Origin of the sequence: Aeromonas sp. PI_26 (assembly GCF_027854445.1) — a bacterium.
In the GTDB taxonomy this organism is placed as follows: domain Bacteria; phylum Pseudomonadota; class Gammaproteobacteria; order Enterobacterales; family Aeromonadaceae; genus Aeromonas; species Aeromonas veronii.
Window position 1 is genome coordinate 73,448 of sequence record NZ_JAJNOE010000013.1, and the last position, 25,016, is coordinate 98,463.

The window sequence follows — 25,016 nt, forward strand, 5'->3', positions numbered from 1 at the left end:
GGCGGGGCCTTTTTACATGCGCAGTGAGGGTCAATAACCCTTGTCGAAGTCGATCTTGCCATCCAGTGGCTGGCCATCGATAAAGCGGATGTAGTTGCGCACAAAGATCTGGGCCACATCATCCGGGAAGCTGTAGGCGCTGTTATGGGGGGTGACGATGAGGTTGGGTTGGCCCCACAGCGGACTGTCGGCGGGCAGCGGCTCCTGCTCGAACACATCCAGCACCGCCATCGCCAGCTTGCCGGTACGCAGTGCGGTGAGCAGATCGCCAGAGTGCACGGCGCTGCCACGGCCAACGTTGAACAGGATGGCGCCCGGTTTGCAATGTTCGAAGCGGGCGGCATTGAACAGATGACGGGTATCGCGGGTGGCTGGCAGCACGCTGACGATGACATCGGCCTGCGCCAGCATTTTGTTGAGCGCAGGTAGCTGATAAACCTGATCAAACCCGGCTCGCTCCCGACCGCTGCGGCTGATGCCCAGCACCTTCATGCCAAAATGTTTGCCGGTGTGGGCAATATGCTGACCAATGCTGCCGGTCCCCAAGATCAGCATGGTGCGCCCCTTGAGGCCCTGATAGGGGTGGCTTTGCCACAGTCGCTGTTTCTGCTGTTCCCGATAAAGGGGGATTTGGCGCATCAGGCTGAGCAGATGACCAAAGACATACTCGCTCATCAGCGGGCCGAAGATGCCGCGCACATTGGTGAGCTGGTAGTCACGGCGACTGTCAGGGTCGAGCAGCACATCGACTCCCGCATAGGTGGACTGGAACCAGCTCAGCTTGTTGGCTTTGGGCAGCAGCGGTTTGGCACGGGCCGGTTCGGCCATCAGAATATGGGCTTCGCCGATCAGCTTCTCGGCATCGCTCTGGTTATCGGCTCGCAGAATGCGCAGATGGGGGAGATTGGCGGCCTTGAGCAGCCGTTCGTAGTGAGCATTATCCTGGCTGAGCAAAAGAAGGGTACGTTGGCTCATACTCTTGTTCCTTATCAGAATTTGCGGCGCAACAAGATGCCGCTCTCGACCCATCTTACCTGACTTCATATCGCAACATAGCCGACCAGGGCGCTTTTTCGTTTTCGCCGCGCGCCTCGTGGGCTACAATCTGCCCCACATTTTGCAAAGGATCCGACTCCAGTGTTTGGTGACAAGTTTTATAAGCGACTGGCCGAGCTACAGCCTTGGCAACAGACCGTCTACACCCTGGCGCTGGCAGAGCGCATGTACCCCAACTATGCCCTGTTCTGTCAGGCCTCCGGCTTTGGCAATGCTGGCGCTTTCCGGCATGCGCTGGATCAGATGTGGGTCTACCTCACCGTCAAGGGATCCCGGGTCAATCTGGGGGCCATTCTCGAAGAGTTCGAGTCTCACATTCCGGATCCCCGCAAGTTTGAATCCTACGGTGCCTATCCCGCGCTGGATGCCTGTGTTGCGCTGGGCTGCGCCTACAACTCGGTGATCTGCCGGGTCGGCGAAGAGGCCAACGATGCCAGCCATGCGTCAGTCGGTACCGTGGCCGGTTTTATCGAGCTGCTGGAAGAACGGGATCTGACCGAAGATGAGCTCTACGAGCACGAGTACATGGAAGCCGAGCTGGAGTTCCAGGTTGAACTGCTCAAGCGGGTTGCCCATGAGCGCGACAGCGATCGTATCCTGGCCATCAGAGCATTCGCCTCTCAGGATGGCGTCTCCAATATCGGGATCAGCCTGGAAGAGTAATCCTCTACGACCCCTGATAGAACAAAGCTCCCTTTCGGGAGCTTTTTTTATGCCTGAAATTGTTCAGCAGCTTATGCCTGCTCTTCGGTGAGGGGTCTGACGCTCAGCACCGGGGCGGCATCGATTTCGTCTGCATTCATCATGGCGGAAATGCGCTGCAGCGAGGAGAGCAGCAGGGTCTGTTCCCACGTTTCCAGTGCTTGAAAACGCTGGATGAAGCGCTCTTGCAGCGGGGTCGGGGCCTGGGCCAGCAGGGCGCGGCCTGCGTCAGTCAGTGTCGCGTGAACCTTGCGCTTGTCGGTATTGCTGCGAACGCGCTGCACCAGTTGGCGGCTCTCCAATCGGTCCATGATGGTGGTGGCGGTGGCCTGGCTCATGTTGGTGTGATCGGCCAGCTGGCGCATGGAGATCTGTCCCAACTCGTCGATCCCTTTGAGCAGCAAAAGTTGCGGGGAGGTTAGCCCGGCTTCTTTGATTAAGCGCCTAGAGTGCATGTCGATGGCACGAATAATCTGGCGCAGGGCGACCAGCACTTCATCATGTTTTTCCATGGGGTGTGCGTCATTGGAGGGCTATGGAGAGGGGCAAAATTTTCCGCCTAATTCGTCTCAAGGTCAATATGGTTTTTGCTGTAATAATTTCTGCTCTAACTAATTTTGTGTTAGGTTGACGGGCATTTCACGGAATTCACCCTGACATTTGAGGAGCGAAATGATGAATGACGAGCTGGATATCAAGTCTCTGGTGGCCGAGTTACGTGTGGTCAGAGTGCGCTATGAACTGCCGGATACCTCGGCTTTTGTGCGCTATCAGCCTGCCTATGATGAAGACCCGAACAACCTCAAGGTACACCACTATGATGGTGAGTTACCCCTCTCTTGCAGTGAGACAGGTACTTTCAACCTAAAGGAGTTGGTGAATGAATTGCGCTACGCCTATGTGCTGGTGCACCTCTTTCCTGACGAAAGTGCCATGAACTTCTATCTGACCGGCCTCGATACCGGCCTGGCCCAGCTGGAGTTCATCGGTGGCTCTTACGACTTCAATCGCCTCTGGATCACCAGCGGTATCTCCAATCTGGGCGTCCCCATGGCCATCTTCCTTGGCAAGCGTCACGCCGTGAATGGCCAGCCCTCGGTTTCGCTGGTGGATCACCGCGAACAAGCAGCTGGCAAGCTGGTCTATCGCGCCATCGGCGGGGCCGGTGATCATGTGGGCGAAGACTTTTTCAACTACGACTAAGGAGGCTGGATGCGAGCAAGCAAAGGGCTATTGAAAGGCCTCAACCCCACCATGGCCATGACGGCCCTCACCGTGATCACCCTGTTTTTGCTGTTTGGCGTATTTGTTCCCGATACCGCGGCCGCCTGGTTTGTCGGTGCCAAGGATCAGATTATTGCCGGGTTCAAGTGGTACTACATTCTGGTGGTCGCCCTGTTCCTGTTCTTCGCTGTCTACCTGATGTTCAGCCGTTTTGGCAGCATCCGGCTGGGTGACGACGACCAGGTACCGGAGTTCGGCTACTTCGCCTGGTTCTCCATGCTCTTTAGCGCTGGCATGGGGATCGGTCTCGTGTTCTGGAGCATCGCCGAGCCGATGAACCATCTGCAGGGCAACCCTTTTATTACCGAAGGGATGACCCCGGAGGCGGCCCAGATCGCCATGCGCCTCACCTTCTTCCACTGGGGCCTGCACCCCTGGGCCATCTATGTGATCGTCGGCCTGTCGCTCGCCTTCTTCAGCTACCGGCGCAAGCTGCCGCTGGCGATCCGCTCCGTGCTTTACCCCATTCTTGGCGAGCGGATTTACGGCTTCTGGGGCCATGCGGCCGATGTGCTGGCGGTGTTCGGCACCGTGTTCGGGGTGGCAACCTCCCTTGGTCTGGGGGTCTCCCAGATGAATACCGGCCTCAACCAGATGTTTGGTATGGCGGTGTCGCAGTCCAACCAGCTCTGGCTGATTGGCGGCATCAGCCTGATCGCCACCCTCTCGGCGGTCTCCGGGGTCGGGCGCGGAGTGAAGCTCCTCTCCGAGCTCAATATCTGGCTGAGTGTTTTCGTGCTCGCGCTCTTTCTGGTGCTGGGGCCGACCACCTATATCCTCAACGCCTATGTACAGAACATCGGTGATTACCTGCAGAACATCGTCAAACTGAGCTTCTGGACCAACACCGAGGCCAACGGCACCTCGGCCTGGCAGTCGAGCTGGACGGCGTTTTACTGGGGTTGGTGGATTGCCTGGGCGCCGTTTGTCGGCATGTTTATCGCCCGCATCTCCAAGGGGCGTACTATCCGCGAGTTTGTGCTCGGTGTGCTGCTGGTGCCCTCGCTGCTCGGCATGTTCTGGCTCACCGTGTTTGGCGGTACGGCGATGAATCTGGAGCTGTTTGGTGGTGGCGGCGTGGTCGCTGCGGTCAATCAGGATGTGACGCTGGCGCTCTACAAGACGGTCGAGCTGCTGCATTGGGATACCTTCGGCTGGATCGCCAAGGCTGTGTTGACCCTGCTCATCTGCACCTACTTCATCACCTCCAGTGACTCGGGCACGCTGGTCATCACCACCCTGCTCTCCATCGGTGATCAGGATCCGCCGGTGCTGCACCGCGCCGTATGGGGTCTGGGGCAGGGGCTGGTTGCCGCTATCCTGCTGGTTTCCGGCGGCCTGGCGGCCTTGCAGGCGGCCAGCATCATAGCCGCGCTGCCCTTCTCGGTGATCATGCTGGCCATGTGCTATTCGCTGATTCTGGGGCTCAAACAGGAGAGCCAGCGCCAGTTCGAGTATCGCCAGAATCTCAAGCGCCACGATGGCTCATCCCATATGAGCCTGATGGAGCGAATTGGTCCGGCATAACGGCACCAGCAGGGGTTAGCGCCCCTCACATATCAATCTGGATGCAAAACGGCCGCCCTGGCGATGTTCTCCTTGCGGATCTCATCGTCAAGGCGGCCGTCTGTTATGGGGCCGAGGTTACTCCTCGATAAAGGTCCACTCATCCTTGATGCGGCTGATGGCATCAGTGCGCTTTTTAGCCAGCTGCTCCTTAATCTCTTCCCCTTTGTAACCGGCCGCCACTATCTCTTTCACCGGCACTGCCTGGGCGGCAGCCAGCGCTTCGGCCACATAGTCAGGCTCGGCGTAGACCCGCTCCTCGAAACCTGTGCGGCCGTGGAAGTCGGCGCGGCAGGCATCCAGCAGCTGGGCAAAGCGCTCGGGGCGACGCCAGGCATCAGCCTTGTCGAACACCTTGAGCAGGGTGGCGGGCTTGAGCTCAAAGGCGATATGGATGTGGGTGTGCAGATCGCTCACCAGCAGCGCCAGATCCCGGCACTCGTTGGGAACCCGGAACCGCTCGCACAGGGCGCGAATAAGCGGCAGCCCCTTCTGGCCATGACCGTGATGACTTGGCCAGAACTCCTTGGGGGTTACTCCCTTGCCAAGGTCGTGGCAGAGGGCAGCAAAGCGGACGGTCAGCTCGGGGGAGATCCGGCACGCCTGCTCCAGCACCATCAGGGTGTGGATGCCGGTGTCGATCTCCGGGTGCCACTTGGCCGGGGCGGGGACGCCGAACAGAGCGTCGATTTCGGGGAACAGCGCCTTCAGGGCGCCGCACTGGCGCAGCACCTCGATAAAGATCTGCGGGGTTGGCCCCAGCAGCACTTTTTCCAGCTCCTTCCAAACCCGCTCCGGCGTGAGGTGGGCCAGCTCGCCAGCGGCCGTCATCTTGCTCATCAGGGCGAGGGTCTCCGGCGCTATGGTAAAGCCCTGAGCGTGGAAGCGGGCGGCGAAGCGGGCGACCCGCAGGATGCGCAACGGATCTTCGGCAAAGGTGGGGGAGACGTGGCGCAGCAGCCGTTTTTCCAAATCCTTGATGCCACCGTAGGGATCATGGAGCTGGCCCTGATCATCCTCGGCGATGGCGTTGATGGTGAGATCCCGGCGCAGCAGATCCTGCTCGAGCGTCACATCGGGGGCGGCGTGGCAGACAAAGCCGGTGTAACCCTGACCCTGTTTTCGCTCGGTACGGGCGAGGGCATACTCCTGCTGGGTTTTGGGGTGAAGAAACACGGGAAAGTCGCGACCGACCTGGGTAAAACCCAGCGCCAGCATCTGTTCCACGGTGGCGCCGACCACCAGATGATCCCTGTCGCCCTGCGGCAATCCCAGCAGGCGATCCCGCACTGCGCCCCCAACCAGATAAGTCTGCAAACCGTCTCTCCCGTCATCAATCGTGGGGCCGAGTATATCGTCTTTGTTACCGCTTTGCTGCCTGACCACCACCTGCCCGCAGCGCCAGTCAGCGCGGCTTTGACTTGGGCGTGACGAGGCCTTACGCTGCCGCACCAGACAGCTGGCACTATGCTGCGGGATGACTTTATGCCCGCGCAGGCCAGATGAGCCGAAGGAACCGCAGAGTTCCCCATATATCAACGACATGAGAACAACGTGAATCAATCAACCTTCGCAAGCCGGGTTCTGGAGTGGTACCAGCTTCATGGCCGCAAAACCCTGCCCTGGCAGCAGGAGAAGACCCCTTACCGGGTCTGGGTCTCGGAGATCATGCTGCAGCAGACCCAGGTCGCCACAGTCATCCCCTATTACCAGCGTTTTATGGCGCGCTTCCCCGATGTGGTGGCGCTGGCCGATGCCCCTGTCGACGAGGTGCTGCACCACTGGACTGGGCTGGGCTACTACGCCCGGGCCCGCAACCTGCACAAGGCGGCCCAGCAGATCCGCGATCACCACCATGGTCTCTTTCCCGAGCGCTTTGACGAGGTGATGGCGCTGCCGGGGATTGGCCGCTCAACCGCCGGGGCCGTGCTGTCGCTCTCTCTGGGTCAGCCCCACGCCATCCTTGATGGCAACGTGAAGCGGGTACTCACCCGCTGGCTGGCGCTGCCGGGCTGGCCCGGTCAAAAACAGGTGGAGAACGAGCTGTGGGAGATCGCCATCCGGCTCACCCCCAAGCTGGGGGTGGCGCAATACAATCAGGCGATGATGGATATCGGGGCGACAATCTGCACCCGCAGCAAGCCTGCCTGTGATCGCTGTCCGGTGCGGGCCGATTGCCAGGGGCTGTCGCAAGGCAAGCCTACCGCTTATCCCAACAGCAAGCCCAAGAAGAGCATTCCGGCCCGTGACGGCGTCATGCTGCTGATCCGTCACGGCGATGAGTTGCTGCTGGAGAAGCGGCCGCCACAGGGGATCTGGGGCGGGCTCTACTGCTTCCCGCAGGTGGCCTCGCTGGCGGAGGTGGATGGTCTGCTGGCGTCCCTCGGCCTGAGCCATCACAGTTATCGTGAACTGGCCGGTTTTCGCCATACCTTCAGCCACTTCCATCTCGATATTCAGCCGCTGCTGATTGACATTGATGAGGCGCAGCCGCTGCGGCTCATGGAAGCAGATAACCGACTCTGGTATAACTTACGCCATCCTGCCGAGGTGGGGCTGGCGGCCGCCACGGCCCGTCTGCTCGCCTATCCAGAGTTACAACCATAGAGGTCAACATGAGCCGTACTGTATTTTGCCAACGCCTGAAAAAAGAGGGCCCGGGTCTGGATTTCCAACTCTATCCAGGTGAGCTCGGCAAGCGGATTTTTGACAACATCAGCAAGGAAGCCTGGGCCGAGTGGCAGAAGAAACAGGTGATGCTGATCAACGAGAAAAAGCTCAACATGATGAATCTTGAGCATCGCCAACTGCTGGAAAAAGAGATGGTCAGCTACCTGTTTGATGCAGGTGAAGTGCAGATCGAAGGTTACACCCCGCCTGCCCAGTAAGCTCTCCGGCTGTTGTACGTGTGAACAGGTGCGGGAATGGCGCCACACTGGCGTGACCGCTCCTGAAGTCGCAGCAAATGAATGATGGGCAGCTCTGCTGCCCGGTTTGAGGATCCTATGGGCCGAATTTTTTGGCTGCTGTGCACCCTGCTGTTTCTCTCTGCCTGCTCATCTTCCCCCAAGCCCAGCGGGAGTGAGGATGACGATCTGGTCAACGGCAAGGACATCCGCGGTTTTGAACACATGATCAGCGCGCTCTCCCATAACGTGAACGAGATATGGGGGCGGGAGGCGCTGTTTGCGGGCAAGTTTGACTACGTAAAATACACGGATCAGTACAAGAGCCGGGCCCACATCGACTTCTCCAGCGGCCACATCATGGTGGAGACGGTCTCGGGCATCGATCCCCGCGCTCACCTGCGTCGCGCCATCATCGAGACCCTGCTGACGCCGGACGATCCGGCCGAAGTGGATCTTTACTCCGATCGGGAAATTCTGACTGGTGGCGAGCCTTTCCTCTACGGTCAGGTGCTGGACAACCAGCGCCAGCCAATCCGCGCCTCCTGGCGCGCCGAGCGCTATGCCGATTACCTGCTCAACACGGCGATGAAGAAGCGCACTTTGGGGATTCGCACCATCTTCTTCGTCGATATTCCCATGGTGGCCAACCATGAAGATCGACGGGGCTACAAGTATGCGGGGATCATCCGGGAAGCGTCGCGCAAATACGGCGTGCCGGAGAGCCTGATCTATGCGGTGATCAAGACCGAGAGCAGCTTCAACCCCTATGCGGTGAGCCATGCCAACGCTTATGGCCTGATGCAGGTGATCCCGGCTACCGCCGGTCGTGACGTCTATGTTCGGGTCAAGGGCAAGAACGGCCAGCCGACCCGGGAGGAGCTGTTCAACCCGGCCTACAACATCGATGTTGGTACCGCCTATCTGCACCTGTTGCAGACCGTCTATCTGGCGGATATCGAGGATCCGCGCTCCCGTCGCTATGCGGTGATCTCCGCCTATAACGGTGGCGCTGGCGGGGTGCTCAATACCTTCTCCAGCGATCGCAAGGCGGCGCCGGGCCGGATCAACCGGCTCTCCCCCGAGGCGGTCTATCAGGTGTTGACCGAGCAGCATCCCAAAGAGGAGGCGCGCCGTTACCTCTACAAGGTCAATCAGGCCGAGAAGGGGTTCAAGAGAGCCTTTGCCAGTCGGGCCGGTTAAGCGGTGATGCTGGGTTAACCATGCAAAAGGGCGCTTGATATCAAGCGCCCTTTTAACGTCTGGCCAGTTCGTCGTTGAAGTGGCCTTATTTGGCGATAAAGCCGCCCTTGGTCTGCGGGGCCGCGCCCACTTTCTCCAGCGTTTTCACTTCCACTTCGGTTTTGTTCCAGCTGTGGTCCACTTCACCACGGATACGGATCTGATCATCCGGGCCCACTTCGGTGCCACGCCACACATCCTGATCCACTTCGACCTCTACTTCACCGCTGGCATCGCGGAACAGATAGTTCTCGCCGCCCAGGTGCTTGACCAGTTTCCCTTCCAGGGTGGCCCAGCTGTCATCGGCCAGATCTTTCAGTTGAGCAACGGAAACCTTGTTCTGCTCTTGCGGGCCGGTATAGGCCGCCATGGCAAAAGAGGAGACAGACATCAGGGTCAACAGTCCGATTACGCTTGCGCTTGCCTTGTTCATTTCATACTCCTGTCGTTGGTATGGGGGCATTGTGCCGGGGGGGGCGTGAAACAAGCGTGAAAGAAATAGGCTGGTGTGATTGTCTGTTTTGTGAGCGCAAGCGATTTCATCGGTGGCGGAACATGTGTGATTTCATCTGGAACTGTAATCTGTCGCCTTCACCAGAAGTCAGTGGCAGCAGACTCTTCCCATGCCTGTCGCCACTCGAGGAGAAGTCCGCAGGTCTCACCTGCTTAATCGAAGAGCATAACAATATGAAAAAATGGCTTGTTTGTTTATTGGGGTTAATGGCATTGACCGCGCAAGCGGCAGAGGGACGCCAACCTTTTTCCCGGGTTGTGATGTTTGGTGACAGCCTCTCCGACACCGGCAAGATGTACAAAAAGATGCGGGGGTATCTCCCCTCCAGCCCACCCTACTTCAACGGGCGCTTCAGCAACGGCCCGGTGTGGCTGGAGCAGTTGGGTGACGAGCGTTTCCCCGGTTTGGTCGTGGCCAACGAGGCGGAAGGCGGTGCAACCGCGGTGGCCTATAACCATCTGGGTGCTCTGAATGGCTGGCTCGGTTTCTGGTCCTGGGATCCCAAATATCAGGTGATCAACAATCTCGATTACGAGATCGATCAGTTCCTGAAAAAGGACAAGTTCCGCCCCGATGATCTGGTGGTGATCTGGGTCGGTGCCAACGACTATCTGGCCTATGGCTGGAACACCGAGCGGGATGCGGATCGGGTGATCGATACCATCCGGCTGGCATCCAACCGGTTGGTGCTCAACGGCGCGCAGCAGATCCTGCTGTTCAACATCCCGGATCTGGGGCAGACCCCGTCAGCCCGCAGAATGAAGGTGGTGGAGAAGGTGCGCCATGTGGCCAGCTACCACAACCAGAAGTTGCAGAACCTCACTCGCGAGCTGGCTCCCCTTGGCATCGTGAAGCTGTTCGAAGTGGACAAGCAGTTTGACGAGATGATGCGCGATCCTCAGCAGTTCGGGCTGAGTGACACAGAACACGCCTGCTACGGTGGTGGCTATACATGGAAGCCGTTCTCCGGCAGCGCCGCCGAGGTGGCTGCGACCCCGGTTTTGAGTGTCTCCGAAAGAGTGGCTATTGCCGGTAACCCGATCCTGGCGCAGGCGGTGGTGAGCGGGCAGGCAAAAGGGCGAGCAGCGACTCTCAACTGCGATGAGCATATGTTCTGGGATCAGGTGCATCCGACCAAGACGGTGCACAAGGTATTGAGCCAGCGTGTTGCTGACTTTATCGATCAGCACTACGAGTTTGTTCGTCACTGATATCGCTTCGGGCCAGCATGTTGCTGGCCTTTTTCTCCTATCAGCCCTCATCTGTGCGTCTTTTTGCGTCACATTTAGTTCAAATAACAAACGTTTGTTGCTGTTTTTGTAACGTGGTTGCGTTAGAGTGTTTTTTGTTAATTGATATCAGTGACTTGAAAATAGGCTAACGTTGATATGCTGCGATCGCTTTTGGGTGGTTGCACCTATAAGACGAGGTGATATCAATCAACCTCCTCCTACATAAAGTTGCAGAGGCTCAAACATGAAAAAATCATTGATTACCTTGCTGGTTACCGGCTTGCTGGCGGCCAATGCCCAGGCTGCCGGTCAAGACAACACCTGGTATGGCGGTGCCAAACTGGGTTGGTCCAACTTCTACGGCATTGATGAAAGCAATGCCCTGACCCTTGGCAATGAGACCAACGATGCTTTGGGTGCAGGCGTGTTTGGCGGTTATCAGATCAACAAGAATCTGGGACTGGAGCTGGGTTACGACTATCTGGGCAATTACAAATACGATGCCACTACGGCGGCAGGCGCTTTCAGTGATGAAGTAAAAGCGCAGCTGGCTCAACTGACCCTGAAACTGGGCTTCCCGGTTACCGATAATCTGGATCTGTATGGTCGTGTCGGTGGCGGTTATGGCTGGGCTGACACCAAGAGCGATGTCTACAAAGATGACAGCCGCTTTGTCATGGTCGGTGCACTGGGTGCCGAGTATGCATTCAACCTCGACTGGGCCGCTCGCCTGGAGTATCAGTACACCACCCCGTATGGCAGCCGCGATGATACCGGTTTGAGAATGGATAACGGCCTGCTCTCGCTGGCAGCGGTTTATCGCTTTGGTCAGGTTGCCCCGGTGGCGCCCGCCCCGGCTCCGGAACCTGCTCCTGCACCTGTGATGGTTGAGAAGCAGTTTACCCTGAGCTCCGATGTGCTGTTTGACTTCAACAAGGCGACCCTCAAGCCAGAGGCCAGTCAGGCACTGGATAGCCTCTATAGCCAGATTGAAGAAGCACGACCCAAAGATGGCGTGGCAACCGTAATTGGTCACACCGACCGTATCGGTTCCGATGCCTACAACCAGAAGCTCTCCGAGCAGCGTGCCCAGACCGTTGCCAACTATCTGGTTGGTAAAGGGATCCCGGCCGCCAAGATCAATGTGGAAGGGCGTGGTAAATCCTCACCGGTTACCGGCGACAGCTGCGTCAGCAAGTCCAAGCGTGAGCTGATCGTCTGCCTGGCTCCGGATCGCCGTGTTGATGTGAAAGTCGAAGGTGTCAGCGAGGTGCAGGAGTAATCCTTCACACTGAGCAGATCTCCACTGGGGCTGGAAGGAACAGCCCCTGTCGGAGCAAGAGAGACCAAAAAGCCAGTCAGTTGATCTGACTGGCTTTTTACATTGGCATTGCGGTCGGGCAGGGGACAAATCAGGAAGGGAGTGGCATCACCCGGTTGCGCCCCAGCTCCTTGGCCTTGTAGAGCAGCTTGTCGGTACGTTCGACCAGACAGTCTGCGCTCTCCTGACCGTTGAACTCACCCACGCCAAACGAGGCTGTGATGTGGTCGATGCGGCGGCCCGATTTGCGATCCAGAATCGACATCCGCTCGATAGCGCGGCGCATGCTCTCCGCCATCTGTCTGGCCAGCGCCAGCGAGCGATGGGGGACCAGCATGGCGAACTCCTCCCCACCCAGCCGATAGGCGGTGACCCCCTCCTTGCAGGCATCGCGCAGCCGTTTGCTGAAGGCGCGCAGTACCTGATCGCCGAGCAGGTGCCCATATTCGTCGTTGAAGTTCTTGAAGCGATCGATATCGGCAAGGATCAGCGAGAAGGGGTGCTGGCTGCGGATCAACCCCTCCAGCTCCAGATCGAAGGCCCGGCGGTTAAGCAGGTTGGTGAGGGCATCCTCGTTGGCCAGTTTGCGGGTCTCGTTTAGTGCGGCACGCAGCTCCTTGATCTCTTTCTCCGCATTGCTGAGCTGGCTGCGAAAGTGCATGGTGGACATGCGTACATCCCGTGACTCGCGTACCAAGTCTCGCAAGATGCCCATGGTATCTTCCAGACTTAAACCCTCATCGTCGATCTTGCTCAACTTGTCGAAGCTTTTGTCGAGCATTTCCTGAAACATGCCGGTGTCGGAGATGGCATCCTGCATCGAGTGACCCAGTTCATTGGCCATGGCGGCAAGGTTGAGCTTCATGGCTTCCATCTGCTGTTCGTCCTGCGCAGCCAGATATTGGTGATAGAGCCGCTCGCAGGTAGTGAGCGAGCAGGTTCCCTGCAACTTGATGGCTTGATCGATCGCCTGGTTGAGTTCGGGCATGCTGGCCGAGACATAGTTGTACCAGAGATGGTAATTGTCCGGCGTAGTTGGGATTTGGTACTTGATCATCAGGGGAACTGCCTGCTTGAGATAAGCGGCAGATTGGGCAAATGTATCCTTACTCATGAGTTCTATGTCTCATCATGCCAGCGAACTGCACATAGTATGACAGAGAGATTGGCCAAAAGGCAGCCGATGGATGCCATTCGCCCCCCCCTCCGATATAATGGCACCGTTACCACCAACCCTAAGGCCTGCTTATGTCTCAAAAAGATCCTTTCCTCGAACGCGAGGCCGAAAAATACGAAAACCCCATTGCAAGTCGTGAACTTATCCTCGACCTCATCAAGGGCCATGAAAAGCCGATGTCACGGGAAGAGCTGGCAAAGGTCCTCAAGCTGACAGAAGAAGAGCCGTTGGAGGCCCTGCGCCGCCGCCTGCGCGCCATGGAGCGCGATGGTCAGCTGGTCTTTACCCGCAACCAGTGCTATGCCCTGCCGGATCGCCTGAATCTGGTGAAAGGCTATGTGCTGGGTCACAAGGATGGCTTCGGTTTTCTGCGTCCGGAAGGTGGTGGTCCGGATCTGTTTTTGAATAACCGTGAAATGCAGCGTCTGATGCATGGCGACTATGCGCTGGTGCAACCGACCGAGATCGACCGCAAAGGACGTCAGGAGGCACGTCTGGTGCGTCTGCTCAAGTCACGCGAAGCGGATATCGTCGGTCGTTACTTCGTCGAGAACGGTGTCGGGTTTGTGGTACCCGACGACAGCCGTATCGGCCAGGACATCATTATCCCTGAAGGGGAAAACAAAGGGGCTCGCCAGAGCCAGGTGGTGGTCGTGCGCATCAACCAGCGTGCCACCGCCCGCTTCAACGCGGTGGGTACCGTGCTGGAGGTGCTGGGTGAAAACATGGCGCCCGGCATGGAGATCGAAATCGCCCTGCGTACCCACGGTATCCCGCACACTTGGCCCGAGGAAGTGACTAAAGAGGTTGCCGGTCTGGGCGAAGAGGTGCCGGAGAAGGCTAAAGAAGGTCGCATCGACCTGCGCGCTCTGCCGCTGGTTACCATCGACGGGGAAGATGCCCGTGACTTCGATGACGCCGTCTTCTGTGAAGCCAAGCGTGGTGGCGGCTGGCGCCTGTGGGTCGCCATTGCTGACGTCTCCGCTTACGTGAAGCCCGGCACGGCGCTGGATGCCGAAGCCTATCAGCGCGGCAACTCGGTCTACTTCCCCGAGTTCGTGGTGCCCATGCTGCCTGAGGTGCTCTCCAACGGCTTGTGTTCCCTGAACCCGCAAGTTGACCGCCTCTGCATGGTGTGCGAGATGACCATCTCCGCCGCTGGCCGCATGTCCGGCTACAAGTTCTACGAAGCGGTAATGAACTCTCACGCCCGTCTGACCTACACCAAGGTTGCCGCGATCCTCGATGGCGATCCCAAGCTGCGCCAGCAGTATGATCCGCTGGTGGGCCATATCGAAGAGCTCAACAACCTCTACAAGGCGCTCAAGCATGCCCGCCACCAGCGTGGCGCGGTGGAGTTCGAGAGCGAGGAGACCCGCTTCATCTTCAACGCCCAGCGCAAGATCGACCGCATCGTGCCGCTGGTGCGCAACGATGCACACAAGATCATCGAAGAGTGCATGATCCAGGCGAACGTGGCTGCTGCCCGTTACATCGAGAAGAACGAAGCCGCCGCCCTGTTCCGGGTACACGATCGTCCTGGCGAAGAGCGTCTTACCGGTTTCCGCGATTTCCTGGCCGAACTGGGTCTGGAGCTCAAAGGCGGTCTCGAGCCCGAGCCGAAAGACTTTGCCGAGCTGGCCGCCAAGTTTGAAGGGCGCCCGGATGCGGAGCTGCTCTCCACCATGCTGCTGCGCTCCATGCGTCAGGCCATCTATCAGGCTGACAACATCGGTCACTTCGGTCTGGCGTTGAAGTCCTACGCGCACTTCACCTCGCCAATCCGTCGCTATCCCGACCTGATCCTGCACCGGGCGATCAAGTATCAGACCGCCAAGGAGCAACAGGGCAACCTGCGCCACAAGTGGACCCCGAGCGGTGGTTATCACTACCAGTTGGAAGAAGTGGACCCGATGGGCGAGCACTGCTCCATGACCGAGCGCCGTGCCGACGATGCCACTCGCGACGTGGCCGACTGGCTCAAGTGCGAGTACATGCTGGATCACGTGGGTGACGAGTTTGACGGCGTCATCGCCAGCGTCACCGGCTTTGGCTTCTTCGTGCGTCTGGCGGAGATCCACATCGATGGTCTGGTGCACGTCAGCACCCTCACCAACGACTACTACCAGTTTGATCCCCTGCACATGCAGCTGATTGGCGAGAACTTCCGCCGTCGCTACCGTCTGGGCGACAAGGTGCGGGTCAAGGTGATGGGCGTGAACTTGGATGATCGCAAGATCGACTTCGTGATGGTGGAAGAGCCGCTCAAGGCCACCGGCAAGAACGCCAAAGAGATGGCGCGCAAGCAGGCCGAGATCAAGAAAGAGAAGGCCAAGAGCGCCCAGCGCCACGAAAAACGTAAAGAGGGCAAGGATCACGGCAAATCCGACAAGGGTGGCCGCGCCAAACCGAGCAACAGACGACCGGGCAAAAAGGCTCGCGATAAGGCCAAGAGCACTAAATGAGTACTGAACTGATCTACGGCATTCACGCTGTATCCGCGCTGCTGGAGCGCACCCCGGAGCGTTTCATCGAAGTGTGGGCCCTCAAGGGGCGCGATGACGACCGGCTGCAACCCCTGCTGGCCGAGCTGGAGTCCCTCGGCCTCAAGGTGCAGAGCGTGAACCGCAAGACCCTTGATGACAAAGCGGAAGGCAACAATCACCAGGGCATCATGGCCCGGGTGAAAGAGGCGCCGAAGCTCGCCGAGCACGATCTGGCCAGCCTGCTGGACGAGCTGGCTGCACAACAGAGCCAGCCCTTCCTGCTGGTACTGGATGGCGTGACCGATCCGCACAACCTCGGCGCCTGCCTGCGCAGCGCCGATGCTGCCGGGGCTCATGCGGTGATCGTGCCGCGGGACAAGGCCACGGGTCTCACCCCGATCGTACGCAAGGTCGCCTGTGGCGCGGCCGAAGTGGTGCCGCTCATTCAGGTCACCAACCTGGCCCGCACCCTGCGCGAATTGCAGGAGCGCGGAGTCTGGATTGTCGGTACCGCTGGCGAGGCCGATCACGACCTCTATCAGGCCAAACTGACCGGCCCGATGGCGCTGGTGATGGGAGCTGAAGGTAAAGGCATGCGCCGTCTGACCCGCGAGCACTGCGACGAGCTGGTGAGTATCCCGATGGCGGGGGCGGTATCCAGCCTCAACGTCTCGGTGGCAACCGGCGTCTGCCTGTTTGAAGCCGTGCGCCAGCGCCGTGCTTGATCATGCTGATTGACAGACCCCCCTTCGATTGGGCGCAGGTCGCAGATAAAGAGGAGGCCGCGCGCCTCCTCTCTTTTGCCCGCCCGCTGACCCTCAGCCCGAAAAGCTGCCTCTGGCACGCCGGCGACAGCCCGGATCTGCTGGTCAGGGTGGAGCAGGGGCTGCTGCGGGCCAAGCTGGTGCTGGAGGATGGCCGCGAGTACATCAAGGAGTTCTACTGGGAGGGGGACGAGTTTCTCGACTTCCACCACCTGCTCAGTGGCGAGCCGGCCCGCTACAGCGTGGAGGCGCTGGATCCCTGCCGTCTGCAGCTGTTCCAGTTGGCCGACTTGCGCCAGTTGCCCGGCTGGCCGCGCTGGTACCAGCACCTGCTGGAGGTGCAGCTGCGCATCAAGGAGGAGAAGGAGCAGTTGCTGCTGACCGGCAGCCCGCAGGCGCGCTATCAGCACTTTCTCGACAGTTTTCCCACGCTTGATGCCAGAGTGCCCGACCACCAGATCGCCGCCTATCTTGGCATTACTCCCATCAGCCTGAGCCGCATTCGCAAACGGCTGAAAGAACTTAACAAAGGTTAATGCAGGGGGCGGGCGCCACGATTATGCTGGCAGGCCGAACTGATAAGGAGTTGCCGATGAACTGGATCCTGAAACCCTGGTCTGAACTGACCACTGACGAGTTGTATGAGTTGCTGGCGCTGCGGGCCGAGGTGTTCGTGGTGGAGCAGACTTGCCCCTTTCAGGATCTGGACGGGCTCGATCGCCGCGAGGGGGTCTGGCACCTGCTCGGGTATCAGGGTGAGCTGCTGGCGGCCTATGCGCGGATCATGGCGCCCGGCATCGGCGACGAGAGCGGCGCCGCCATCGGCCGGGTGGTGACCTCACCCAAGGCGCGCGGCGGCGGTCTTGGTCATAAGCTGATCAGCGAGGCGGTCAAGGCGTGTGAGGCACGTTGGCCGACCCACAGTATCTGGCTTGGTGCTCAGGCTCATCTGCAGGGCTTCTACGGCCAACACGGTTTTGTGGCGGAAGGGGAAGGCTATCTCGAAGACGATATCCCCCATATCGGGATGCGCAGAGTGGTGGCATAACCACTCGTCAGAGTGATTCAGAATGCAGAAGGGCCATCCCGCGGGATGGCCCTTCTCTTTATCGCCAGGCGATCACTTCTTCTTTTTCTTCTTGGCGGACTTCTTCTTGTCGACCGGCTTTTTCTTCTTCACCGGTACCCGTGCTTCCTTGTGTTTCGGGCGCAGCTCGTCGATCACCCGGCGCTTGAGGCGCTCCTCGGTGTAGCGCTCGATCTTGGCGACCATCGCCATGTCGTGGGCTTCTACCAGGCTGATGGCACAGCCACGGTTGCCGGCGCGGCCGGTACGACCGATACGGTGGACGTAAACATCGGCGCCGTAGGGCATGTCGTAGTTGATGACATGGCTGACGTTCGGCAGGTCGATGCCGCGGGCGGCGACGTCGGTGGCGATCAGGAAGGGTACTTCCCCTTCGTGGAACTTGCGGATCGACTCGATACGCTTGCTCTGCTCCATCTCGCCACGGATCCAGGCGCAGGAGATACCTGCCGCCTGCAGCTGGCCGGAGAGCTCCGCCAGACGCTCGCGAGTCTTGACGAAGATAATGGCCTTCTGGGTTTCCGGATCTTTCAGGATGTGGGTCAGCAGCGCCAGCTTGTGGGCGGCGTCATCGGCCAGATGGATCCACTGGGTAATGGGGCGACGTTCGCTGCGGGGAGGTTCGGCATGCAGCTCCACCGGATCCTTGAGGATCTCGTTGGCGAACTTCTCAAGGCCGGCCCCTTCCAGGGTCGCGGAGAAGAGCATGGTGTGCTTGCGGTAGCGCGCCTCTTCCACGATGCGGTTCACATCCTTGATAAAGCCCATGTCCAGCATGCGGTCCGCTTCATCCAGCACCAGCACTTCGATGTCGTGGCTCTCGAACTCCTCTTTCTCGATGTATTCGAGCAGACGGCCCGGGGTGGCCACCACGATGTCGGTGGTTTTGGTCAGGGCAGGCAACTGCTCTTCATGGCTGACGCCGCCGATGATAGTCTCGATGCTGAGGTTGGTGTGTGCCGCCAGCGCCTTGGCGTGGGCGGTCACCTGCAGCGCCAGCTCGCGGGTCGGGGTCAGGATCAGCATGCGGCAGGGGCCCGGCTTGCGGCGCGGGAAGTCCAGCAGGTGCTGGAGTGCCGGCAGCAGGAAAGAGGCGGTCTTGCCGGTACCGGTCGGAGCGGATGCCAGAATATCGCGGCCGTCCAGGGCTGGCTCCAGCACCATCTGCTGGATGGTGGTGGGGCGGGTGAATCCCATCTCGGCCAAGGCCCGGTTGAGGGCTGGGTGCAGGTCGAAATCATCAAAGGACTGGCTCATGGCAATACTCGGTCATTAAGGAAACGGCAGATTATAGGCGATTATCTCGTCGGCTCCTATTGGTGAGTGTGTCTTAGCCGCTATAATCGCCCACCATTTTTGCAGATGACGGGGGCCAGATGGGACGTAGTCGCGGATTTACCTTCAAACAGTTCCATATCAATCACGATCGCTGCGCCATGAAGGTGGGCACCGATGGCATTTTGCTCGGTGCCTGGGCGCCGGTCGAACAGGCGCGTCGAGTGCTCGATATCGGCACCGGCAGCGGCCTGATCGCTCTTATGCTGGCCCAGCGCAGCAGATCTGACTGCCGTCTTGATGCGGTCGAACTGGATATTAATGCGGCCAGTCAGGCGCGGGAGAATGCGGCTGCCTCTCCCTGGGGCGATCGGGTGACCATCATAGAGAGTGCCATTCAGGATTATCAGGCCGACCCTTATGATCTTGTCGTCTCCAACCCTCCCTATTTCGTGGCAGGCCAGTCATTTAGCGATCCGGCGCGGGCGTTGGCCCGCCATACCGGCGCCCTCGACAGCCACGCATTACTGGCGGCCTGCAATCGTTTGCTGAGCCCGAACGGGCAGGTAGCGCTGGTGCTGCCGACGGCGATGGCCGATGAAATTTTATGCATTTCGGCGAATTATGATCTGCATGGCATTTGTTATACAGCTGTTATCACCAGAGAGGGTAAAGAGGCAAATCGTGTTTTATTGCTACTTGGCAGAGGATTAAACAGGTGTGAGAGGGGTGAAATTGTTATCCATTCTGCTGATGGGGCCTATTCCGACAGATATATCCAACTGACCAACCCCTTCTATTTGAAGATGTAAATTTCGTCTTGAACTATTTTTTCACGCCATTATGCTGGTTCCAGATCGAGCGCCCGCTCCAGACCAGCTAAAACCACTGGTTGCGATGAAAAAACATGCGGGGCTCTTTTTTTATACCCCCTGAACACACCCGGTCAGCGACCGATAAAAACTATAACAAGCAATAATTTACAAGACAGACGAGGTTGAACTTGACGAAATCACTCACATTGTCCGATGTACTCGGATTAGGGTTTATGACCTTCGCCTTCTACCTGGGCGCCGGTAACATCATTTTCCCGCCGTTGGCCGGTTACATGGCTGGTGAGCACCTCTCCCTGGCGATGTTTGGCTTCCTGGTCACTGCCGTGGGCCTGCCTCTGGTGACCATTCTGGCCGTTGCGAAAGCCGGTAACGGCTGGGCTGGCATGACCAAGCTGCTGCCTGCCGGTGTCGCGACTGCGCTGGCCGTTGCCATCTACATCATCATCGGCCCGGCCTTTGCCGCGCCCCGTACCGGTCTGGTTGCCTACGAGATGGGCCTCAAGCCGTTCATCGGTGACATGGGTCAGGTTGGTCTTGCTGCCTATACCGTGATCTTCTTTGGTGTGGCCATTCTAGTCTCCATGAACCAGGGCAAGCTGATGGACGCCATCGGCAAATACCTGACTCCGGTACTGATGCTGCTGCTGCTGACTCTGGCGGTCGGGGTATTCGTAGCACCGCAAGGCTCCATGCCTGATGCGTCCGGTGACTATCAGAACAGCCCCTTCGTCAAAGGGATCCTGGAAGGCTACAACACCATGGACACCCTGGCGTCCCTGATGTTTGGTGCTCTGATCGTCGACCTGCTGCGCCAGAAAGGCATCAACGATTACAAGAGCCAGTTCAAGTATCTGGCCATTGCCGGCCTCATCTCTGCCGTTGGTCTGAGCGTGGTGTACGTCTCCCTGTTCCAGCTGGGCAACACTGCAGCCGGTGTGGCGACCGATGTGAGCAACGGTGGCGCCATCGTCAACGCTTACGTACTGAGCCTGTTTGGTCAGCCGGGTCAGTTCATTCTGGCGGCCATCATCACTCTGGCGTGCTTTACCACTGCAGTCGGTCTGATCTCCGCCTGTTCCGATTTCTTCCACAATCTGACCGGCATGGCTTACAAGAAGCTGGTGGTGTTGCTGGGCGTTATCTGTGCCGTGGTGGCCAACGTGGGCCTGAGCCAGCTGATCAGCCTCTCCATTCCGGTGCTGGTTGCCATCTATCCGGTTGCCGTGGCGCTGGTACTGGTCACCTTCCTGAAGGGTTACTTCGGCCGTCCCCGTCTGGTGTTCCGTGGCGTGTTGATGGTTGCCTTCCTGTTCGGTTGCCTGGATGGTCTGGGTGCTGCCGGCATGAAGATGGATGCGTTCGCCTTCCTGCCGCTGTTCGACAAGGGCCTCGCCTGGCTGATGCCGACCCTGCTGGCCTGCGTAGTTGGCATGATGGTGCGTCCGACCGAGATGGCTGCCGAAGCTGCCTGATCACGCCCGATGTGATATTGCCAAGAGCAAGAGCCTGCCCCGTGCAGGCTCTTTTGTTTTCTGTGAGCTTCGTTTCTCGCCTCGCTTTACACTGCCGTAGTTGTCACCGTTCGCAGATAGCATCTGAGCAGCCGTATTTGGCCGCTATAACCTGTTCCCCCCTTCTTACCTCCCATACGCCACGTGTGACACCTGTTTATGGAACGCCGAGTTGTTCGGCGATTAATTCCGCAGCAGTAAATTGTTTCAAGATATTAATTGGTGATTGAGATCGAACTCTTCTTCTTTATGCTAAAGGTGGTGCGCCTCATCCGGTCCGAGGGCCGTGTGGGGGCGAGAGGTATTGTTACCGGTTATCTGCCAGGCAGTGGGTGCAATCAATAACAAGCTGATAAGGCAGATGAGGTTGAGTTTGACGAAATCATTGAAGTTGTCCGACGTATTCGGATTGGGGTTTATGACGTTTGCCTTCTATCTGGGGGCTGGCAATATCATTTTTCCGCCGCTGGCCGGTTTTATGGCTGGTGAGCATCTGCTGGCCGCCATGTGCGGCTTTTTGCTGACGGCAGTGGGCTTGCCGCTGATCACCCTGATTGCGGTGGCCAAGGGGAGTTCGGGGGGCGGCGCGAGTGGCTGGACCGGAATGACCCGCTATCTGCCCGCCGGGGTGGCGACGGCGCTGGCCATCGTCATCTATATCATCATGGGGCCCGCCTTTGCCATTCCCCGCACCGGTCTGGTCGCCTACGAGATGGGGCTCAAGCCCTGGCTCGGCGATGCCGGTCATGAGGGGCTGCTGATCTACACCCTGAGTTTCTTTGCGCTGGTGATCCTGGTGGCGCTCGATCGGGGCAAACTGCTCGATGCGGTCGGCAAGTATCTGACCCCAGCCCTGATGGCGATGCTGCTTATTCTGGCGGTCGGGGTCTTTATGACGCCGCAGGGCACCATGCCTGATGCCAGCGGTGAGTACATAGATGCAGCCCTGACCAAGGGGATGCTGGAGGGGTACAACACCATGGATACCTTGGCCTCCCTGATGTTTGGCGCCCTGATCATCGGGTTGCTGCGCCAGAAGGGGATTGAGGATTATCGCAGCCAGTTCAAATATCTGACCATTGCGGGCTTGATCTCGGCGGTCGGGTTGTCGGCGGTGTATGTCTCACTCTTTCAGCTGGGCAACAGCGCCGGTGGGGTTGCGAGCGATATCAGCAATGGCGGCGCTATCGTCAATGCCTACGTCCTGAGCCTGTTTGGCCAACCGGGTCAGTTTATTCTGGCTGCCATCATCACCCTGGCCTGTTTTACCAGTGCGGTCGGCCTGCTCTGTGCCGGTGCTGACTACTTCCATGGCCTGACAGGTTGGGCCTATCGCAACTGGGTGATGCTGCTGGGGGCGCTCTGTGCACTGGTGGCCAATGTGGGATTGAGCGAATTGATCGGCCTCTCCATCCCGGTGCTGGTGGCCATTTATCCGGTCGCCATCGCGCTGGTGCTGCTCACCTTCCTCAAGGGGTGGTTTGCCCATCCACGGCGGGTGTTTCGCGGCGTGCTGGCGGTCGCCTTTCTGTTTGGCTGTCTGGATGGGCTGCGAGCTGCCGGTATGAAGATGGATGCGTTTGCTTTCCTGCCGCTGTTCGACAATGGCCTTGCCTGGCTGATGCCGACCCTGCTGGCTTGCGTGGTAGGGATGGTGGTTCGCCCGCCCGAGAAGCTGGCTGCCGAGGCGGCTTGATTCAGAAACAACGAGATAGCAAGGAGGCCAGCATCTGCTGGCCTCTTCTGTTTCTGCCGGATCCGTTACCGGATCAGATTTGCGGGCCTTTTGGCTTGGGTTTTCCCTCCAGACCATACCAGTGGGTTTCTACCCGTCCGGCATGCCACTCGAAGGTGCCCCAGGGCTGCTTGGCTTCCCAGCGCGGGAAGTTGATGAGCACCCGGTTATCTTCGTACTTGTAGAGGGAGGTGCTGATCTGAATGTCCGACAGGATCAACAGCAGGGCCCAGCAGATGAAAATCCATTTCAATGCTTTCCACATAGGGTTACTCGAAGCAGATTTCGATAGTGGCGCGACCGAAATCCGATTCGAACGGCATCATGATCTTGGTGCCATCGGCACGGTGGGTAATGGTGTGGTTGGGGCCTGAGACGATGATGGGGGTCGCCATGTCAAACTCGTAGCCCTTCTCACCCAGCATCCGCTTGGCACCGCCGGTCACCATGTTGGTGATTTCACCGACCATGTCGGTCACCTCTTCGTTGATGGAGGCGGGCGCTTCCCCCAGCATACGGCGCATGATCTCCAGCGCCAGCCCCTTCTCGAAGCTGATGGAGAGGGAACCACGGGTCTGCGGGCCGACCATGCCGATCAGGCCGGAGACGTCGCCGCGCGCCAACTCATCCATCTTGCGTTTCGGTTTGCCCGGTTTGAGTTCCAGCTGTGCCATGGTCGAGAGCACATTGAGCAGGGATAGCAGGAACGGATTTACAAAATCAGCCTTCATGATGACTTCCTACAGTGGGCGTACAACGGGCACATTGGCCATGTGCCTCTATCGTCTTATTGGTAATAGTAAAACCATGCAAGTGGGCCTGCTCGGAAAACGCGCTATCGATCGCCGAGTCGTGAAGCTCGACCACATCACCGCACTCATCGCAGATCAGTAGCTGCATCGGGTGAGCGTGATCGAAGTGGCAGCAGAAGATAAACGCGTTGAGAGATTCCACCTTGTGAGCAAAACCCTGCTCGAGCAAAAAATCGAGTGCCCGATAGACGGTTGGCGGCTTGGCATTGGCTTCGGTTTGTTGCAGCTGGGCTAACAAATCATAGGCGCTGATGGCGTTGCCGTGTGCCGCCAGCAGGCGAAATACCTGACGTCGGGTCGGGGTGAAGCGGATCCCTCGCTGTATACAGAGTCGCTCGGCTCGTTGTAAAAGTTGGTCTTGATTCATGATCACGCAGATACCCTTTCTATTAGCCGGATACTATCACAGGGCCTCGCATGGCGCGGCGACAAAATTCATTTTCTGGGGCTGCTTCACGTTGTGATAAAATCCGCCCCTTTCTTTAGCCAACCCGGATGATTTTTATGCAGGCGCAGCGTTTTTCCATCGCCCCCATGCTGGACTGGACTGATCGGCATTGCCGTTACTTTCATCGACTGATGAGTCGCCAGACCTTGCTTTATACCGAAATGGTGACCACCGGCGCCATCATCCATGGCAAGGGGGATTATCTGGGTTACAGCGAGCAGGAGCACCCCATTTCCCTGCAGCTGGGGGGCAGCAATCCGGCCGATCTGGCGCGCTGTGCCAAGCTGGCCGAGGAGCGCGGCTATGACGAGGTGAACATCAACGTCGGTTGCCCCTCCGATCGGGTGCAGAACGGCCGCTTTGGCGCCTGCCTGATGGGCGAACCGGCGCTGGTGGCTGACTGCGTCAAGGCGATGCGCGATGTAGTCGATATTCCGGTGACGGTGAAGACTCGTATCGGTATCGATGATCAGGACTCCTACGAATTTCTGCAGGCCTTTATCGAGCAGGTGCGCGATGCCGGTTGCGATACCTTTATCGTCCATGCCCGCAAGGCGTGGTTGAGTGGTCTGAGCCCCAAGGAGAACCGCGAGATCCCGCCCCTCGATTATCCTCGGGTCTATCGGGTCAAGCAGGATTACCCGGAGCTCACCATTGCCCTCAACGGCGGCGTCATCTCCATGGAGCAGACCCTTGAGCACCTGCAACACGTTGATGGTGTTATGATGGGGCGTGAAGCCTATCAGAACCCCTACATTCTGGCGCAGGTAGACAACCTGGTGTTCGGCCAGAACAGTGCTGTGCCGAGCCGCCATGAAGTGGTTCGGATGATGCTGCCCTATATCGAGCAGGAGCTGGCCAAGGGCAACTACCTCTCCCACATGACCCGCCATATGCTGGGGCTGTTCCAGAACATGCAGGGAGCCCGCGCCTGGCGTCGTCACCTGAGTGAGAACGCCTGCAAGCCGGGCGCCGGTATTCAGGTGGTGCTGGATGCCATGGCCAAGGTGCCGGAGTTTGCCGCCAGCGAGACGGCAGAATAAGCCAGTTGTGCCAAGGCAA

25 protein-coding genes are annotated in these 25,016 nt (G+C 58.7%); 16 read left to right on the top strand and 9 right to left on the bottom strand.

Annotated features, from left to right (window positions below; translation table 11 throughout):
* Positions 1-30: 30 nt before the first annotated feature.
* Complete coding sequence (locus LRL22_RS14425; RefSeq protein WP_005363043.1) at positions 31-975, bottom strand: D-2-hydroxyacid dehydrogenase; 945 nt, start codon at positions 973-975, stop codon at positions 31-33.
* A gap of 162 nt (positions 976-1,137) precedes the next feature.
* Between LRL22_RS14425 and LRL22_RS14430 the strand changes: the two genes are divergently transcribed.
* Positions 1,138-1,719 carry a YjaG family protein gene (locus LRL22_RS14430; RefSeq protein ID WP_270905662.1) on the top strand — a complete coding sequence of 194 codons (582 nt, stop codon included), beginning with the start codon at positions 1,138-1,140 and terminating at the stop codon, positions 1,717-1,719.
* A 71-nt stretch (positions 1,720-1,790) separates the two neighbouring features.
* On the opposite strand, the gene LRL22_RS14435 is transcribed toward LRL22_RS14430, so the two are convergent.
* A complete protein-coding gene (locus LRL22_RS14435; RefSeq protein WP_101529685.1) occupies positions 1,791-2,270 on the bottom strand; it encodes a MarR family winged helix-turn-helix transcriptional regulator in 480 nt (159 codons plus the stop codon).
* 163 nt (positions 2,271-2,433) lie between these two features.
* Here LRL22_RS14435 and LRL22_RS14440 point away from each other — a divergent pair, with 163 nt between their 5' ends.
* Both LRL22_RS14440 and LRL22_RS14445 read left to right on the top strand, forming a co-directional pair.
* Complete coding sequence (locus LRL22_RS14440; protein WP_270905684.1) at positions 2,434-2,961, top strand: hypothetical protein; 528 nt, start codon at positions 2,434-2,436, stop codon at positions 2,959-2,961.
* 9 nt (positions 2,962-2,970) lie between these two features.
* Positions 2,971-4,569: a BCCT family transporter gene (locus LRL22_RS14445; RefSeq protein ID WP_270905663.1), complete on the top strand. Its 1,599-nt coding sequence runs from the start codon at positions 2,971-2,973 to the stop codon at positions 4,567-4,569.
* A 117-nt stretch (positions 4,570-4,686) separates the two neighbouring features.
* On the opposite strand, the gene LRL22_RS14450 is transcribed toward LRL22_RS14445, so the two are convergent.
* Complete coding sequence (locus tag LRL22_RS14450; RefSeq protein WP_270905664.1) at positions 4,687-5,925, bottom strand: multifunctional CCA addition/repair protein; 1,239 nt, start codon at positions 5,923-5,925, stop codon at positions 4,687-4,689.
* 237 nt (positions 5,926-6,162) lie between these two features.
* Here LRL22_RS14450 and mutY point away from each other — a divergent pair, with 237 nt between their 5' ends.
* The 3 genes from mutY (at position 6,163) to mltC (ending at position 8,717) form a co-directional block, all read left to right on the top strand.
* On the top strand, positions 6,163-7,215 hold the full coding sequence (mutY, locus tag LRL22_RS14455) for an A/G-specific adenine glycosylase (protein ID WP_270905665.1): 1,053 nt from the start codon (positions 6,163-6,165) through the stop codon (positions 7,213-7,215).
* A gap of 8 nt (positions 7,216-7,223) precedes the next feature.
* Positions 7,224-7,496 carry an oxidative damage protection protein gene (locus LRL22_RS14460; protein ID WP_005335828.1) on the top strand — a complete coding sequence of 91 codons (273 nt, stop codon included), beginning with the start codon at positions 7,224-7,226 and terminating at the stop codon, positions 7,494-7,496.
* A 117-nt stretch (positions 7,497-7,613) separates the two neighbouring features.
* Positions 7,614-8,717 carry a membrane-bound lytic murein transglycosylase MltC gene (mltC, locus tag LRL22_RS14465; protein WP_042052484.1) on the top strand — a complete coding sequence of 368 codons (1,104 nt, stop codon included), beginning with the start codon at positions 7,614-7,616 and terminating at the stop codon, positions 8,715-8,717.
* A gap of 85 nt (positions 8,718-8,802) precedes the next feature.
* Here mltC and LRL22_RS14470 read toward each other — a convergent pair whose 3' ends face one another.
* Positions 8,803-9,189 carry a YgiW/YdeI family stress tolerance OB fold protein gene (locus LRL22_RS14470; protein ID WP_005335826.1) on the bottom strand — a complete coding sequence of 129 codons (387 nt, stop codon included), beginning with the start codon at positions 9,187-9,189 and terminating at the stop codon, positions 8,803-8,805.
* Positions 9,190-9,443: 254 nt separating this feature from the next.
* On the opposite strand from LRL22_RS14470, the gene LRL22_RS14475 reads away from it, so the two are divergent.
* Both LRL22_RS14475 and ompA read left to right on the top strand, forming a co-directional pair.
* Positions 9,444-10,481 carry an SGNH/GDSL hydrolase family protein gene (locus tag LRL22_RS14475; RefSeq protein ID WP_270905666.1) on the top strand — a complete coding sequence of 346 codons (1,038 nt, stop codon included), beginning with the start codon at positions 9,444-9,446 and terminating at the stop codon, positions 10,479-10,481.
* 265 nt (positions 10,482-10,746) lie between these two features.
* A complete protein-coding gene (ompA, locus tag LRL22_RS14480; protein WP_005335824.1) occupies positions 10,747-11,784 on the top strand; it encodes a porin OmpA in 1,038 nt (345 codons plus the stop codon).
* A gap of 130 nt (positions 11,785-11,914) precedes the next feature.
* On the opposite strand, the gene LRL22_RS14485 is transcribed toward ompA, so the two are convergent.
* Positions 11,915-12,937 (bottom strand): GGDEF domain-containing protein, encoded by a 1,023-nt coding sequence (locus tag LRL22_RS14485; protein ID WP_047434508.1) that lies wholly within the window; start codon positions 12,935-12,937, stop codon positions 11,915-11,917.
* A gap of 134 nt (positions 12,938-13,071) precedes the next feature.
* Between LRL22_RS14485 and rnr the strand changes: the two genes are divergently transcribed.
* Genes rnr through LRL22_RS14505 form a run of 4 tightly spaced genes read left to right on the top strand, consistent with a single transcriptional unit; the run spans position 13,072 to position 17,298 of the window.
* The gene (rnr, locus tag LRL22_RS14490) at positions 13,072-15,465 is read left to right on the top strand and encodes a ribonuclease R (RefSeq protein ID WP_270905667.1); all 2,394 of its coding nucleotides are present in this window, start codon (positions 13,072-13,074) and stop codon (positions 15,463-15,465) included.
* A complete protein-coding gene (gene rlmB / locus LRL22_RS14495; protein WP_167565242.1) occupies positions 15,462-16,211 on the top strand; it encodes a 23S rRNA (guanosine(2251)-2'-O)-methyltransferase RlmB in 750 nt (249 codons plus the stop codon). Before rnr ends, rlmB begins: the two co-directional genes overlap by 4 nt.
* Positions 16,212-16,213: 2 nt before the next feature.
* Positions 16,214-16,786 (top strand): Crp/Fnr family transcriptional regulator, encoded by a 573-nt coding sequence (locus tag LRL22_RS14500; RefSeq protein ID WP_270905668.1) that lies wholly within the window; start codon positions 16,214-16,216, stop codon positions 16,784-16,786.
* Positions 16,787-16,842: 56 nt separating this feature from the next.
* The gene (locus LRL22_RS14505; protein WP_270905669.1) at positions 16,843-17,298 is read left to right on the top strand and encodes a GNAT family N-acetyltransferase; all 456 of its coding nucleotides are present in this window, start codon (positions 16,843-16,845) and stop codon (positions 17,296-17,298) included.
* Between the two features lie 72 nt (positions 17,299-17,370).
* Here the strand turns inward: LRL22_RS14505 and srmB are convergent, their stop codons facing one another.
* The gene (gene srmB, locus LRL22_RS14510; protein WP_005335816.1) at positions 17,371-18,594 is read right to left on the bottom strand and encodes an ATP-dependent RNA helicase SrmB; all 1,224 of its coding nucleotides are present in this window, start codon (positions 18,592-18,594) and stop codon (positions 17,371-17,373) included.
* 119 nt (positions 18,595-18,713) lie between these two features.
* Here srmB and LRL22_RS14515 point away from each other — a divergent pair, with 119 nt between their 5' ends.
* The 3 genes from LRL22_RS14515 (at position 18,714) to brnQ (LRL22_RS14525) (ending at position 22,655) form a co-directional block, all read left to right on the top strand.
* On the top strand, positions 18,714-19,424 hold the full coding sequence (locus tag LRL22_RS14515) for a tRNA1(Val) (adenine(37)-N6)-methyltransferase (RefSeq protein ID WP_270905670.1): 711 nt from the start codon (positions 18,714-18,716) through the stop codon (positions 19,422-19,424).
* A 191-nt stretch (positions 19,425-19,615) separates the two neighbouring features.
* The gene (gene brnQ / locus LRL22_RS14520) at positions 19,616-20,920 is read left to right on the top strand and encodes a branched-chain amino acid transport system II carrier protein (RefSeq protein ID WP_270905671.1); all 1,305 of its coding nucleotides are present in this window, start codon (positions 19,616-19,618) and stop codon (positions 20,918-20,920) included.
* Between the two features lie 457 nt (positions 20,921-21,377).
* Entirely contained in the window at positions 21,378-22,655 is a 1,278-nt protein-coding gene (brnQ, locus tag LRL22_RS14525; protein ID WP_254204564.1) for a branched-chain amino acid transport system II carrier protein, read from the top strand.
* Between the two features lie 73 nt (positions 22,656-22,728).
* Here the strand turns inward: brnQ (LRL22_RS14525) and LRL22_RS14530 are convergent, their stop codons facing one another.
* From LRL22_RS14530 to zur, 3 genes are read right to left on the bottom strand one after another with little or no spacing between them, the layout of a single operon-like run.
* Complete coding sequence (locus LRL22_RS14530; protein ID WP_005335809.1) at positions 22,729-22,959, bottom strand: hypothetical protein; 231 nt, start codon at positions 22,957-22,959, stop codon at positions 22,729-22,731.
* A 4-nt stretch (positions 22,960-22,963) separates the two neighbouring features.
* Positions 22,964-23,425 carry a chemotaxis protein CheX gene (locus tag LRL22_RS14535; protein ID WP_005343179.1) on the bottom strand — a complete coding sequence of 154 codons (462 nt, stop codon included), beginning with the start codon at positions 23,423-23,425 and terminating at the stop codon, positions 22,964-22,966.
* Positions 23,415-23,873, bottom strand: coding sequence for a zinc uptake transcriptional repressor Zur (zur, locus tag LRL22_RS14540; protein ID WP_160882369.1), 459 nt, complete (start codon positions 23,871-23,873; stop codon positions 23,415-23,417). Before zur ends, LRL22_RS14535 begins: the two co-directional genes overlap by 11 nt.
* 137 nt (positions 23,874-24,010) lie before the next feature.
* On the opposite strand from zur, the gene dusA reads away from it, so the two are divergent.
* Complete coding sequence (dusA, locus tag LRL22_RS14545) at positions 24,011-24,997, top strand: tRNA dihydrouridine(20/20a) synthase DusA (protein ID WP_216979507.1); 987 nt, start codon at positions 24,011-24,013, stop codon at positions 24,995-24,997.
* Positions 24,998-25,016: the final 19 nt, after the last annotated feature.

Excerpts from the sequence above, each read along its gene's own strand:
- LRL22_RS14425 (WP_005363043.1), bottom strand. The coding sequence starts at position 975 with ATGAGCCAACGTACCCTTCTTTTGCTCAGCCAGGATAATGCTCACTAC.
- LRL22_RS14435 (WP_101529685.1), bottom strand. The coding sequence starts at position 2,270 with ATGGAAAAACATGATGAAGTGCTGGTCGCCCTGCGCCAGATTATTCGT.
- LRL22_RS14440 (WP_270905684.1), top strand. The coding sequence starts at position 2,434 with ATGAATGACGAGCTGGATATCAAGTCTCTGGTGGCCGAGTTACGTGTG.
- LRL22_RS14445 (WP_270905663.1), top strand. The coding sequence starts at position 2,971 with ATGCGAGCAAGCAAAGGGCTATTGAAAGGCCTCAACCCCACCATGGCC.
- LRL22_RS14460 (WP_005335828.1), top strand. The coding sequence starts at position 7,224 with ATGAGCCGTACTGTATTTTGCCAACGCCTGAAAAAAGAGGGCCCGGGT.
- mltC (WP_042052484.1), top strand. The coding sequence starts at position 7,614 with ATGGGCCGAATTTTTTGGCTGCTGTGCACCCTGCTGTTTCTCTCTGCC.
- LRL22_RS14470 (WP_005335826.1), bottom strand. The coding sequence starts at position 9,189 with ATGAACAAGGCAAGCGCAAGCGTAATCGGACTGTTGACCCTGATGTCT.
- LRL22_RS14475 (WP_270905666.1), top strand. The coding sequence starts at position 9,444 with ATGAAAAAATGGCTTGTTTGTTTATTGGGGTTAATGGCATTGACCGCG.
- ompA (WP_005335824.1), top strand. The coding sequence starts at position 10,747 with ATGAAAAAATCATTGATTACCTTGCTGGTTACCGGCTTGCTGGCGGCC.
- LRL22_RS14485 (WP_047434508.1), bottom strand. The coding sequence starts at position 12,937 with ATGAGTAAGGATACATTTGCCCAATCTGCCGCTTATCTCAAGCAGGCA.
- rnr (WP_270905667.1), top strand. The coding sequence starts at position 13,072 with ATGTCTCAAAAAGATCCTTTCCTCGAACGCGAGGCCGAAAAATACGAA.
- rlmB (WP_167565242.1), top strand. The coding sequence starts at position 15,462 with ATGAGTACTGAACTGATCTACGGCATTCACGCTGTATCCGCGCTGCTG.
- LRL22_RS14500 (WP_270905668.1), top strand. The coding sequence starts at position 16,214 with ATGCTGATTGACAGACCCCCCTTCGATTGGGCGCAGGTCGCAGATAAA.
- LRL22_RS14505 (WP_270905669.1), top strand. The coding sequence starts at position 16,843 with ATGAACTGGATCCTGAAACCCTGGTCTGAACTGACCACTGACGAGTTG.
- srmB (WP_005335816.1), bottom strand. The coding sequence starts at position 18,594 with ATGAGCCAGTCCTTTGATGATTTCGACCTGCACCCAGCCCTCAACCGG.
- LRL22_RS14515 (WP_270905670.1), top strand. The coding sequence starts at position 18,714 with ATGGGACGTAGTCGCGGATTTACCTTCAAACAGTTCCATATCAATCAC.
- brnQ (WP_254204564.1), top strand. The coding sequence starts at position 21,378 with ATGACGTTTGCCTTCTATCTGGGGGCTGGCAATATCATTTTTCCGCCG.
- LRL22_RS14530 (WP_005335809.1), bottom strand. The coding sequence starts at position 22,959 with ATGTGGAAAGCATTGAAATGGATTTTCATCTGCTGGGCCCTGCTGTTG.
- LRL22_RS14535 (WP_005343179.1), bottom strand. The coding sequence starts at position 23,425 with ATGAAGGCTGATTTTGTAAATCCGTTCCTGCTATCCCTGCTCAATGTG.
- zur (WP_160882369.1), bottom strand. The coding sequence starts at position 23,873 with ATGAATCAAGACCAACTTTTACAACGAGCCGAGCGACTCTGTATACAG.
- dusA (WP_216979507.1), top strand. The coding sequence starts at position 24,011 with ATGCAGGCGCAGCGTTTTTCCATCGCCCCCATGCTGGACTGGACTGAT.